9 protein-coding genes and 2 pseudogenes are annotated in these 12,839 nt (G+C 73.2%); 10 read left to right on the forward strand and 1 reads right to left on the reverse strand.

Annotated elements, in window-relative coordinates; translation table 11 throughout:
- Nucleotides 1-105: 105 nt before the first annotated feature.
- Nucleotides 106-585, forward strand: a pseudogene (locus tag D1J63_RS01190) (family 20 glycosylhydrolase); the annotation flags it as partial.
- Between the two features lie 152 nt (nucleotides 586-737).
- Nucleotides 738-1,568: pseudogene (locus D1J63_RS01195) on the forward strand (glycoside hydrolase family 16 protein); the annotation flags it as partial.
- A gap of 31 nt (nucleotides 1,569-1,599) precedes the next feature.
- Here D1J63_RS01195 and D1J63_RS01200 read toward each other — a convergent pair.
- Nucleotides 1,600-1,821 (reverse strand): hypothetical protein, encoded by a 222-nt coding sequence (locus D1J63_RS01200; RefSeq protein ID WP_125627328.1) that lies wholly within the window; start codon nucleotides 1,819-1,821, stop codon nucleotides 1,600-1,602.
- 373 nt (nucleotides 1,822-2,194) lie between these two features.
- On the opposite strand from D1J63_RS01200, the gene D1J63_RS01205 reads away from it, so the two are divergent.
- The 8 genes from D1J63_RS01205 to D1J63_RS01240 all read left to right on the forward strand — a co-directional run bounded on the left by D1J63_RS01205 (nucleotide 2,195) and on the right by D1J63_RS01240 (nucleotide 12,833).
- Nucleotides 2,195-3,022, forward strand: a complete 828-nt coding sequence (locus D1J63_RS01205; protein ID WP_125627329.1) for an endo alpha-1,4 polygalactosaminidase — start codon at nucleotides 2,195-2,197, stop codon at nucleotides 3,020-3,022.
- Nucleotides 3,023-3,059: 37 nt separating this feature from the next.
- Nucleotides 3,060-4,388, forward strand: a complete 1,329-nt coding sequence (locus D1J63_RS01210) for an ABC transporter substrate-binding protein (protein ID WP_125627330.1) — start codon at nucleotides 3,060-3,062, stop codon at nucleotides 4,386-4,388.
- Between the two features lie 14 nt (nucleotides 4,389-4,402).
- Nucleotides 4,403-5,353: a sugar ABC transporter permease gene (locus D1J63_RS01215; protein ID WP_125627331.1), complete on the forward strand. Its 951-nt coding sequence runs from the start codon at nucleotides 4,403-4,405 to the stop codon at nucleotides 5,351-5,353.
- Complete coding sequence (locus D1J63_RS01220) at nucleotides 5,350-6,240, forward strand: carbohydrate ABC transporter permease (RefSeq protein WP_125627332.1); 891 nt, start codon at nucleotides 5,350-5,352, stop codon at nucleotides 6,238-6,240. Before D1J63_RS01215 ends, D1J63_RS01220 begins: the two co-directional genes overlap by 4 nt.
- Nucleotides 6,241-6,286: 46 nt before the next feature.
- Nucleotides 6,287-7,243 (forward strand): carbohydrate kinase family protein, encoded by a 957-nt coding sequence (locus D1J63_RS01225; RefSeq protein WP_125627333.1) that lies wholly within the window; start codon nucleotides 6,287-6,289, stop codon nucleotides 7,241-7,243.
- Entirely contained in the window at nucleotides 7,240-8,565 is a 1,326-nt protein-coding gene (locus D1J63_RS01230) for an alpha-glucosidase/alpha-galactosidase (protein ID WP_102930471.1), read from the forward strand. Before D1J63_RS01225 ends, D1J63_RS01230 begins: the two co-directional genes overlap by 4 nt.
- Before the next feature lie 272 nt (nucleotides 8,566-8,837).
- Entirely contained in the window at nucleotides 8,838-11,510 is a 2,673-nt protein-coding gene (locus D1J63_RS01235) for a SpoIIE family protein phosphatase (RefSeq protein ID WP_125627334.1), read from the forward strand.
- Between the two features lie 129 nt (nucleotides 11,511-11,639).
- Complete coding sequence (locus D1J63_RS01240; protein ID WP_125627335.1) at nucleotides 11,640-12,833, forward strand: M23 family metallopeptidase; 1,194 nt, start codon at nucleotides 11,640-11,642, stop codon at nucleotides 12,831-12,833.
- Nucleotides 12,834-12,839: the final 6 nt, after the last annotated feature.

The following is a 12,839-nucleotide window of genomic DNA, read 5'->3' on the forward strand; positions in this document are numbered from 1 at the left end:
CCCTTACTGGTCAAGTATGGGTGCGTCGTCCGTCCCCGCTCTCCCAGAGGTGAACCGTGAAGTACCGTTCGCTCGCCCTGCCCTCCGCGCTGGTGCTCGGCGCCGGACTTCTTCCGCACCGTCCTGGACGAGGTGATGGACGTCTTCCCCTCGCCGTACGTCCACATCGGCGGCGACGAGGTCCCCACCACGGAGTGGGAGCGCAGCCCCCGGGCGCGTGCCCGTGCCGCCCGTGAGGCGCTCGCGGGGCCGCGCGCGCTGCAACCCTGATTCATCGCGCGGACCTCGCGCCGCCGACGCCGGAGGCGGCGTCCCGGCTGCTGGGCGCCAGGCCAGTTGTGGACGGAGTTCGTGCGGACGCCGGAGCACATCGAGTACCTCACCTACCCGCGGCTGTGCGCGCTCGCCGACCGGGTCTGGGCCGGCGTCCCGCACGCCGACCCGCGGCCCCTGCCCCTGTCCCGCCCCGCGTGGGCGGCGGCCGCTGAACCCGCCGGCGGCCGGCCCCCTGTCGTTCCCCCACACCGCGCACCACCCACCGAGGCTTCCGCGCAGGCGGGAGCCGTACCGAAAGGAACCGCATGAGCAACCGACCCTCCGCGGGCCGCGCCCGCCTGGCGCTCGCCCTGGCCGTGCTGCTGGGCGGCGGAGCCCTGACCGCCCTCCCCGCCCGGGCGGCCACCGCGGCCGACGGGCTCGCCGTCCAGTACCGCACCAGCGCGAGCGGGACCACCGCGGACCCGACGGACCCGCCCGGTGGTGGTCAGACCCTGTTCGACGACTTCGACTACGGCTCGCACTCCGACCCCGCGCTCTCCGCGCACGGCTGGAGCGTGCGCGCCAACTCCGGCGGGCCCGGCGTGCCCGGGGCGACCTGGGACCCGTCGAAGGTCACCTTCGTCTCCTCGGGCGGCAACTCGGTGATGAACCTGGAGACCTCCACGGCAGGCACCGGCGCCTCCACCACGCAGACCGAGGTGCTGACCAAGTCCACGAAGTTCCGGAACGGGACCTACGCGGCCCGCGTGAGGTTCTCCGACGCGCCGAAGTCGGGGCCCGACGGGGACCACCTGGTGCAGACGTTCTTCACCATCAACGACCTCAAGGCGCCGATGGCCGACGACTACGCCGAGTACGACTTCGAGTACCTGCCGAACGGAGGGTGGGGCGAGCCGTCGAACATCCTGTACACGACCTCGTGGGAGACCTACGACCCCGATCCCTGGCAGGCCGTCAACCAGCACTCGGAGCAGCGCAGCAGCTACGCCGGCTGGCACGACCTGGTGGTGACCATCGACGACAGTGCCATCACGTACTACGTCGACGGACAGGTGTTCGGCACCCACGACGCGCGGTACCTGCCCGAGCGGCCGATGTCGATCAACTTCAACCAGTGGCTGATCGACCTGAACGGCCAAACGTCGACGACGCCGCGCGCCTACGACCAGCAGGTCGACTACGTCCTGCACGTCAAGGACCAGGTGCTCACCCCGGCCGAGGTCGCCGCGAAGGTCGCCGGGTACCGCGCCGCCGGCACCGGGTTCGTGGACGAGGTGCCCGCCTCCTGACCCTGGCGGGGAGGCACCCGTGCGGGGACGGTCAGAACAGCGGTTCCTGGGCCGCCGAAGGCCGTCCCCGGCTCTTGCGGCGCCGGGTGCCGGGGGCGGGTGCCGCCTCGCCGAACAGGGGGGCGGTGCCGTACTCGTCCGGCTCTGCCGGGACGGCGGCGGGCCCGGTGCTCACGTTGAGGACCAGGGGGGCGTCACGGTCGAAGTCGCCCGGCGTCATCGCCACCCACTCACGGTCCTGCCGCTCTCCCACGCACCGACACCTCTCTCGCGCCGCCCGCCGCGACCACGCGACGCTACCAGCCCCACGGGAGCCGTGCGATCACGGCTCCCACCTGGCACGCATCCATCGTTCCCGGGCGGCCGGGCATCGACGCATGATGATTGATCCTGCATGGAAAAAGCTCTTTCCGATCATTTTCACGCACATGCTCTCTCGCTTCGAACCCTTGACAGGCGCTGGATCCGGTCGATTTACTCCCGATCAACGCCGATGCCGTGTGATCGGCGGCAGAGGTACGCCCAGCCGGTAGCTGGCTTCGCGCCAGAAGCCCGGACTGAGTCGCCAGGACGGCCACGCGCCTCCGAGGCGGGGACGTGCCCACCACCCCTCCGGAGCTCGAACCATGAGCCGTACGCAGGTGCACACCCGTAGGAAGCCGGTGCTGGCCGGCCTGGGCGCCACCGCCGTTCTCGTCACCGCCGCCGCCCTCGTCCCGGGCAGCGCCCGGGCCGAGGCGGCCGCCTACACCCCGCCCCCCGCGCACGCGGGTTTCGACTACCAGATCGGCGGCGCCTACACCCCGCCGGCCGGCGTGGACGTGGTCAGCCGCGACCACACGGCCTCCCCCGCGCCGGGCCTGTACAACATCTGTTACGTCAACGCCTTCCAGGCCCAGCCCGGCGCCGAGGGCGACTGGGACGACGACCTGTTGCTGCGCGACGCCAACGGCGACGTCGTCTACGACACCGACTGGGGCGAGGCCTTCCTCGACATCCGCACCGCCGACAAGCGCGAGCGCATCGCCGCGAAGGTCGGCACGTGGATCGACGGCTGCGCGGACAAGGGATTCCAGGCCGTCGAGCCGGACAACTACGACAGCTACACCCGCGCGGGCGACCTGCTGGACGCCGCGGACGCCCAGGGCCTGATCAGGCTGCTGGCGGAGCGCGCGCACTCCGACGGGCTGGCGATCGGTCAGAAGAACACCGTCGAACTGGCCCCGAACCGCGAGCGGAACGGGCTGGACTTCGCCGTCGCCGAGGAGTGCGGCGAGTGGGACGAGTGCGGCGACTACACGGCCGCGTTCGGCGACCGGGTGATCGTCATCGAGTACACCGCCAAGGGCCTGTCGAAGGCGTGCGCGGGCTTCGGCGACGAGCTGAGCATCGTCCGGCGCGACCTGGACGTGTCGCCGGAGGGCAGCAGCGGCTACGTCCGTGAGACCTGCTGACCCCGGCCGACGGACAGTGAAGTCCTTGGAGGTACAGATGGATGCGGTCCGACGTGCCGCGCGCCCCTCGCGCAGGGGCGTGCTGCGGGCCGGCGGGGGCGCCGCCCTCGCGGCACTCGCGGGCACCGCGGTGACCGGCTGCGGGACCGGTCCTGACGACGGCGTCGCGGCCGACGGCACGGTCACCGTCGAGATGTGGCACGGCCAGGCGGACACGGCGAAGAAGGCCCTGGAGGGGCTCGTCACCGACTTCGAACGGGCCCACCCGAAGATCAGGGTGAAGCTGGGCGGCGGTGTGCTCGCCGACGTGATGCTGCAGAAGGTGACGGCCGCCCTCGCCGCCGGCTCCTACCCGGACATCGCGTACATCTTCGGGTCGGACCTGGCCCGGGTGGCCCGCAGCCCGCAGGTCGTGGACCTCACCGACACGGTCGGGTCGGGCCCCGTGCCGTGGAAGAGCTACTGGGCTGCCTCCAGGGACGCCGTCACGCTCAACGGCAGGGTCAGGGCCGCACCCGCGGTGCTCGACTCGCTCGCCGTGGTCTGCAACAGGAAGCTGTTCCGCGAGGCCGGTCTGCCGCTGCCGAAGGCCGGCTGGACGTGGCAGGACTTCGTGTCCTCGGCCCGCACGCTCACCGAGTCGGGCCGGGGCCGGTTCGGCACCGGCTGGCCGGGCACGGGCGACGAGGACACCGTGTGGCGGCTGTGGCCACTGATCTGGGACCTGGGCGGCGACGTCGTCGACGACGGCGGCAAGGGCATCGGCTTCGCCGGCACCGGCGCCCGGGCGCTCCAGGTGGTGGCCGACCTGGCCCGGGACAAGAGCGTGTACGTCGATCCCAAGCCCGGCAGCGAGCAGATGTACCAGGTGTTCCAGTCCGGCCGCATGGGCATGGTGGTCACCGGGCCGTGGCAACTGCCCGACATCGAGACCGCCGGGATCGACTACCACGTCGTCCCCCTGCCCTCCTTCAGCGGGCGCCCGGTCACCATTTCGGGGCCCGACACCTGGACGGTGTTCGACAACGGCGAGGCCCGGGCGAAGGCCGCCCGCACCTTCCTGACCTGGCTGGCCCGGCCCGAGCAGGACGTGCGCTGGGACATCGAGGCCGGCAGCCTCCCGCTCAGCCGCCGCACCGAGGCCCTGCCCGCCTGGCAGGACAAGGTCGCCCGCACCGAGGGCCTGAACGTGTTCACCACGGCGTTGGAGACGGCACGGGTACGCCCCGTGCACCCGGCGTACCCGGAGGTCTCGCAGGCTCTGGGGCAGGCGATCGTCGCCGTGCTCCTGGGGCGCAGCACCCCCGAGAAGGCGCTGCGTGCCTGCGCCGACGAAGCCAACGCCGCCCTGCTCATACCGCGTTGAGGAGCCACACCGCCATGCCGCGCCTCCCCCGCCCCCTCACCGTCGAGGGCCCGCCGCCGGACCCACGGCCGCTGCGCCGCAAGCGCCGCCGCGAGACCACCGCCGCCTGGGCGTTCGTCTCACCGGCGGTCCTGATCGTCCTCGGTCTGAGCATCGTCCCCGTGGTCTGGTCGCTGCTGCTGTCCTTCCAGGCCAGCGACCTGGTGACGCCCAGCCGCTGGGTCGGCCTGGACAACTACCGCGCCCTCGCCCAGGACCCCAACTTCAGCCAGGCGGTCCGCAACACCCTGCTCTACACGGTGCTGTACGTGCCGCTGAGCCTGCTGTTCGGCCTGGCCCTCGCGCTGGTGCTGAACCGGCGCATCCGCCTCGTCGGCCTCTACCGCACGCTGATCTTCGTGCCGTTCGTGCTGTCGGCGACCGCGCAGGGCGTGCTGTTCTCCTTCATCCTGGACCCGGAGTTCGGCGCGGCCAACTCGGTGCTGCACCGTCTGGGGGTCTCCTCGCAGGGTTTCCTGTCCGATCCCTCCCAGGCGCTGCTCGTGCTGGTGGCGATCACGCTGTGGAGCGGCACCGGGTTCTGCGTCGTGGTCTACCTCGCCGCCCTCCAGGACGTGCCGCAGTCGCTGATCGAGGCGGCCCGTCTCGACGGGGCCGGACGCCGGCATCTGCTGCGCCACGTCACGCTGCCCACGCTCACCCCGGTCACCGTCTTCCTGGTGCTGTGGCAGGCCATCCAGTCCCTCCAGGTCTTCGACCTCGTGTACGTCACCACCAAGGGCGGCCCGCTCGGCTCGACGACGGTGATCGTCTACTTCATCTGGGAGCAGGCCTTCAAGAACGCCACCGCCGGGTACGGGGCCTCGGCCGCGTACGTCCTGGCCGTCGCCCTCGGCCTGGTCGCGGGGGCGGTCCGTCTCGTCCGGCGTCGGGGACGCCACCGTCTCGAAGGGGCCCGATCATGACGGCGACCTCCGCCCGCCCGGGCACCACGAGCGCAATGGCGACACGGTCCGCCGTCGCCGAACGGCGCCGCCCCCGGCTCCCGTTCAGCCCCTGGCACCTGCTGCTCGCCCCGCTCGCGCTGGTCTTCGCGGTGCCGCTGGTGTGGCTGGTGCTCAGCTCCGTGATGAGCAACGCGGAGATCAACCGGTTCCCGCCGGCCCTGTGGCCGTCCGGCATCGACCTCGGCGGTTACCGGTACGTGCTGGGCAACGCGATGTTCCCCCGCTGGTTCGTCAACTCGCTGATCGTCTCCGCCGTCACGGTCGCCGCGAACCTCGTCCTCGGTTCGCTGGCCGGGTACGCCTTCGCCCGGATGCGGTTCGCGGGCTCCCGGGTGCTGATGGGGCTGATGCTGGCCACCATGGCGGTGCCGTTCCAGCTGACGATGATCCCGACCTTCCTCGTGATGAAGAAGCTCGGCCTCATCGACACCCTGGGCGCGCTGATCGTGCCGTCCCTGGTCACGCCGTTCGCGGTGTTCCTGCTGCGGCAGTTCTTCCTCTCGCTGCCCAGGGAGCTGGAGGAGGCCGCCTGGATCGACGGCTGTTCCCGGCTGCGGGTGCTGTGGCGGATCGTGCTGCCGCTGTCGCGTCCGGCGCTGGCCACGGTGGCCGTCCTGACCTTCCTGACCACGTGGAACGACCTGACCTGGCCCCTGATCGCCATCAACCACGACACGCAGTACACGCTGCAACTGGGGCTGACCACGTTCCAGGGGCAGCACCACACCCAGTGGGCGGCCGTGATGGCGGGCAACGTCATCACCGTGCTGCCGGTCCTGCTCGCCTTCCTCGGCGCGCAGAAGACCTTCATCCAGTCGATCACCTCCAGCGGACTCAAGGGCTGACCGCCCGCCCGTCGTCCGCCGTCCACCCTCACTCCAGGGAAGACCCATGCCGCACAGCCTCGACCTGCTCGTCGTCGGCGACGCCAATCCCGACGTCGTCGTGGGGCCCCTCGACGCCCCCCTCGCCTTCGGACAGCGGGAACAACTCGTCCCGGACGGCGCCCTCACGCTCGGCGGCTCCGCCGCGATCATGGCGTGCGGCGCGGCCCGCCTCGGCCTGCGGGTGGCGTTCGCCGGCCGCGTGGGCGACGACGACGCGGGCCGCTACGTCCGCGACACCCTCGACGCCCACGGCGTCGACACCGGTGCCCTGCTCGTCGATCCGCGGCTGCCGACGCCGCTCACCGTCGTCCTCACCCGGGGCGACGACCGAGCCATCGTCACCGCCCCGGGCACGCTGCCGGCCACGACGGCCACGGACGTCCCGGCCGCGCTGCTCGCCGCCGCCCGGCACGTGCACGCCGCGTCGTACTTCCTGCTGCCCGCGCTCGCCGCCGGTCTGCCCGAACTGCTGCGCACGGCGCGCTCGCACGGCGCGACGACGTCGCTGGACACCAACGACGACCCCTCCGACCGCTGGGACCCGGCCGGCCTGGACGCCGTACTCCCGCACACCGACTACCTGCTGCCCAACGCGGCCGAGGCACGGCGGCTGGCCGGGCTCGACGGCCCGGACCTCGGGAAGGCCGCCGCCGCGCTCGCCGACCGGGGGCCGACGGTCGTCGTCAAGAACGGCGCCGAGGGCGCCCTGTGCCACGACGGGCACACCCTGCTCCGCACGCCCGGCATCCCGGCCCGCCCCGTCGACACGGTGGGCGCCGGCGACAGCTTCGACGCCGGTTTCGTCGCCGCGCTCCTCGCCGGGCTCGCCCTGCCCGAGGCCCTCCAACTCGCCGCCGTCTGCGGCGCGCTGTCCACCCGCGCGCACGGCGGCACCACCGCCCAGCCCACCTGGGACGAAGCGTTCGCCCAGGTCACCCGCAACGGAGAGAACCCCGCATGAGCACCGCCCACCCGACCGCACCCAAGATCACCTTCGTCGGAGCCGGCAGCGTCGTCTTCACCCAGGGTCTGCTCGCCGACCTCTTCGCGTTCGACGAGCTGAAGTCCGCGCACATCGCGTTGCACGACATCGACGCCGAGCGTCTGGCCACCGCGCGGGCGGCCGCCGAGTACATCGCCGCCGAACGCGGCGCCCGGCCCCGGGTCACCGCGCACGCGGACCGCCGCGAGGCCCTGGTCGGTGCCGACTTCGTCATCAACATCGTGCAGGTCGGCATGGGCGAGGCGACCCGCACCGACTTCGAGGTGCCGGCCCGCTACGGACTGCGCCAGACCATCGGCGACACGCTCGGCGTCGGCGGCATCTTCCGCGCGCTGCGCACCTTCCCGCTGCTCAAGGCGCTCGGGCAGGACATCGCCGAGGTCTGTCCGGACGCCTGGCTGCTCAACTACACCAACCCGATGGCGATGAACGTCCAGTACCTCGCCGAGGCCACCGGTCTGACGCGGGTGGTGGGCCTGTGCCACTCGGTCTTCTGGACGGTCCACGGCCTGTGCGAACTGCTGAAGGTCCCCTACGAGGAGGTCACCTACCGGGCCGCGGGCGTCAACCACCAGGCGTGGGTGCTGCGTCTGGAGCACGGGGGCGAGGACCTCCACCCTCGCCTGGACGCCCTGATCGCCGAGGACCCGCAGCTGCGCCGCCGGGTCCGCATGGACATGTACCGGCGCCTCGGCCACTACCCCACGGAGACCAGCGAGCACTCCTCCGAGTACGTGCCCTGGTACCTGCACCACGACAGCGAGATCGAGCGGCTGCGGCTGCCCGTCGGCGCCTACCTGGGCATCGTGGACGAGAACGTGGCCGAGTACGAGCGCACCCGTGACGCGCTGGCCTGCGGGGCGCCGCTCTCGGTCGAGGGCACCATGGAGTACGCGCCGCAGATCATCCACAGCATCGTGACCGGCACCCCCCGCACGGTCTACGGCAATGTGCCCAACCACGGTCTGATCGAGAACCTGCCCGCCCGGGGCACCGTCGAGGTGCCGTGCCTGGTCGACTCCGCGGGCGTCCAGCCCACCCGTGCCGGGTCGCTGCCCCCGCAGCTGGCGGCCCTGAACCGGGCCTACCTGAGCACCACCGACCTGGTGGTGCGGGCGGCCGTGGAGGACGACCCGCGGCACATCCGGCACGCGGCGATGGCCGACCCCGCGACGGCGGCGACGCTCAGGGTCGAGGAGATCTGGGAGCTGTGCGACGACATGGTCCGCGCCCACGGGGACCGGCTGCAGCCGGGGCTGCGGGGCGCGCTCGCCCGCTGAGCCGACCGCCGCGCGGGCGGACTGGTGCGGCCCCGCGTACGGGGGAGAACGCGGGGCCGCACCTGCAAGCTATCGGAGTAACCGGCCGCCTGCCAGACCCGGCGTCGTACCGGGCACCGTCGACTCCCTCCCCCGGCCGCGACTCGGCCCGTATGCCCGGCCTTTCACCGGGCGCCCGTCACCCGACCGGCGGACAGGAGTGCCGGCGGGAGCGGGGCGCGCCGGGACGGCGCACGCTGCGAGGCGGGCCGTACGGGGCACAGACTGGGGTCATGGATTGCCCCGATCCACCGCCGGCAGCGGTGTCACGGCGTTTTCCCGACGGGCCGACGAACGTGGTGGCGGCCCGCCGGTTCGTGCGTGCCGCGCTCCAGGGCGCCGCTTCGGACCTGGTGGGCACGGCCGAGCTGCTGGTGAGCGAGCTGGTCACCAACGCGGTGCTGCACGCGCGCACCGAGGTGGAGGTGAGCGTGGCACGCCTCGACGGCCGGGTGCGGGTACGGGTCGGGGACCGGCGGCCCGGCCGCGGACTCGTACCGCAGCGCCTTTCGCCGTACGCCGGTACGGGACAGGGGCTGGCTCTGGTGGAGAAGTTGGCCTCCCGGTACGGCGCGGACGGCGGTGACGCGGGCAAGACGGTGTGGTTCGAGCTGTGGCACGACGGTCCGCCGCCGCCGTCGTCCGGGTGGGAGACCGCCGTGCCGCCGCGGCCCGCCGAGGGGACGGTGACGCTCGTCGACGTGCCGACCGCCCTGGAGTCGGCGTGCCGGCAGCACCGGCACGTGGTGCTGCGCGAGCTGACCCTCGCCGCGTCAGCGGGAGACCTCCTCGGGGTGGCGCCCGAGGACCTCGCAGCCGCCAACGACGTCAACAACCTGATCAGTGCCGGGTTGACGGCCGCGCTGGAGGTACCGGTTCCCGAGTCGGGGCTGCGCACCCTGCCCCTTCCGCTGCCGCCCGACGCCGTGCCCGCGGTGAGAGCGCTGCACCGGGTACTCGACCTGGCCGAGGAGCGGGCCCGGGAGGAACGGCTGCTGGCCCTGCCGGCGCTGCCCCGCGGCCGCGCCTTCCAGGAGTGGCTCTTCGACGAGATCGCCGGGCAGCTGACCGGGGCGCCGCCCGCCGCCTGGACCGTGGTCCCCCGCGAGCCGGAGATCAGCTCCGCCGAGCTCGTTCCCTGGGACGTCGGTCAGGTGCGGGCCAGCAGGATGCCGACCGTCGCCGCCGACGAGGGCAACCGGATCGTCGCGGCCAACGGGGCGGCGGCCGATCTGCTGGGCTGGGGACCGGACGACCTCGTCGGCCGCCGTCTGACCACCCTCATCCCCGAGCACCTGCGTGAGCGGCACACCGCCGCGTTCACCTCGATGCTGCTCACCGGCCGCACCCGCATCGTGGGACGCTCCGTGCCGCTTCCCGCGCTGCACCGCAGCGGACGGCTGGTGCCGGTCCGGCTGTACATCCAGACCCAGGAAACGGCCGACGGCCGCACCGTCTTCGTCGCACAGCTCGTCCCGCGGGCGACCACGTTCCTCGACGGGCCGAGGGCTCCCGGCAGGATCAGGGAGGCGGCGACCGGGGAGCCGGACGGCGGCCGGTCACCCGGCGTCCCGGAGGCCGGTACCCGGGCGGCCGGTGCCCGGGGCGGATTGTCGGCGCTCGACCGGCTCACCCTGCTGGCCGAGTTGGGGGCGCAGCTCAACAACACGCTCGACCTGGACGAGGGGCTGCAGCGGGCGGGTCGGCTGCTGACGGAGCGGCTGGCCGACTGGTGCGTGGTGGACCTGTACACCGCCGATGCGCGGGTGGACCGGGCCTGCGTCGTCCACCGTGACCCCCGCGCCCTGCGCCCGGGGGCGTACGAGGGAGCGCTGGCGGAGGTCTCCGAGGAGTCGCGCGGCCCGCTGGCCCGGGTGCTGCGCGGCGCCGGGCCGCTCCTGCTCACGGACGCCCCGCAGCGGGGCCGGACCGGGAGCGCGCTGGACCGGTCGTACGTCGAACTGTTCCGGGAACTGGGGGCGGGCAGCGCCGTCGTCGCACCGCTGCGGGCCCGCCGCAGGATCTTCGGCGCGCTCACCCTGGCGCGCGCGCCCGGCGGCCGGCCGTTCACGGAGGACGACCTGACGCTCGTCGACGATCTGGTGCACAGTCTCGCGCTGGGGGTGGACAACGCCCGCCTGTACCAGGACACCCGTTCCATCGCCGAACGGCTCCAGCGTTCGCTGCTGCCGGTGCTGCCGGAGGTCGAGGGGCTGCGGCTGGCCGCCCGCTACGCCGCCTCCTCGACCACCGCGCAGGTCGGCGGGGACTGGTACGACAGTTTCGTGCTGCCCGGCGGGAACACCGCGGTGATCATCGGGGACGTCACGGGGCACGATCTGGACGCGGCCATCGCGATGAGCCAGTTGCGCAGCATGCTCCGGGGCATCGCCGTGGACCGCGAGGAGCCGCCCGCCGAGGTGCTGCGCCGACTGGACCTGGCCAACCACAGCCTCCACCGGGAGGCCACCGGCACCTGCGTCTACGGCCTGGTCAAGGGCCCCGCGCACGGCCCCTGGGAGCTGACGCACTCCTCCGCCGGCCATCTGCCGCCGCTGCTGGTCACCCGGGACGGCCGGGCCCGCTACCTCGACGGCGGCGCGGGGCTGCTGCTCGGTATGGACCCCGACGCGGCCCGGGCCACGGCGCGTGACGCGCTGCCCGCCCACTCGACGCTGCTGCTGTACACCGACGGCCTCGTCGAGCGTCGCGACGAGCCCCTGGACGACGCGCTGGAGCGATTGCGCCGGCACGCCGCCGAGCTGGCCCACGAGCCCCTGGACGTGTTCTGCGACGAGCTGCTCATCGGCCTGGGGGCGGACAGCGTCGACGACATCGCGGTCCTCGCCGTCCGCCCCACGCCCCCCTCGTCCGGACACGACCGCGACGGGCCGACCGAGGGGTGACGATCGCGGCGCCGGGCGCCGCCCGGCCTGCCCGTTCGGGCATCCCCTTCTGCCTCGTAGGCTCCTGACGCCTGCGGGCGGGCGGCGCTAGCGTCCCCCCGTGAGCATCACGTACCGGCGAGCGGCCTGGTGAACGACGAGCGGCTGACCGTGACGCAGGCGGCCGACGACACGGCCGGCCCACGGCCGGGACCGCACCGGCCCGGTCGACCGGACCACCCGCTCCAGCCCGACCGGCCGGAACAGCCCGACCAGCCGGAACAGCCGGAACAACCCCGCGGTCGCAGGCGCCGGGGGCCGGGGCCCGTCACCCTGTTGCTGCTGCCGGCTCTCGTGACCGTCACCGGTGTGGCCGCCTTCCTCGCGCTGGGCGGGCTGCCGAGCCCGGGGTCCGACGACGACTCCGCCACGGACCCGTCCGCCGCGGTGGACATCGACCCCTCGTACATCCCGTGGCTGCGCAGGGCGGCCTCGGCCTGCACCGTCCTCGAACCGTCCGTGCTCGCCGCGCAGATCGACCAGCTCTCGGGCTGGAGCGACGACTCCGACGAACTCTCCGGCCAGAAGGGCATCGCCGCCTTCACCGACGACGAGTGGCGGACCTGGGGCAAGGACGACGACGGCAACGGTCGGTCCTCGCCGCGCGACCCGGCGGACGCCATCATGGCGCTGGGCCGGCGGGACTGCTCGCTGGCCGGGAAGGTGACCGAACTGCGCACCGAGGGCAGGATCAACGGCGACCTGGTGGAGCTGACCCTCGCCGCGTACGCCGTGGGAGAGGACGCCGTCACGGAGGCGGGGCGCGTACCGTCGGCGGCGAAGACGTACCTCGCCGAGGTCCGGGCCCTGCTGCCCCGTTACGAGGCACTCGACCGGGAGGACTCCGGCGGCGGTGCGGGCGGGGCGGCCGGCGCCCTGCTGACCGCGCCGGTCAGCCCGCTCACCATCACCTCGCCCTTCGGGTCGCGGGAGCATCCGCTGACGGGGGTCACCAAGCTGCACACCGGTGTGGACTTCGCCGCGCCGCAGGGCGCGCAGGTCGTGGCGGCACGGCGGGGCCGGGTCGTGTTCGCCGCGCTCACCAGCGCGTACGGCAACCGCATCGTGATCGACCACGGGACCATCCAGGGCAAGCGGGTGGAGACGACCTACAGTCACCTCTCCTCCCTGGGCGTGGCCGTGGGGCAGACCGTGGAGGCCGGGGCCCCGATCGGACGGGTCGGCTCCACCGGCCTGTCCACCGGCCCGCACCTGCATTTCGAGGTCATCCTCGACGGGTACTACACGGATCCGCGCCCATGGGTCGTCCCGAACGGGGTTTGATCCGGC

The organism is Streptomyces sp. KPB2, assembly GCF_003950055.1.
Lineage (GTDB): Bacteria > Actinomycetota > Actinomycetes > Streptomycetales > Streptomycetaceae > Streptomyces > Streptomyces salinarius.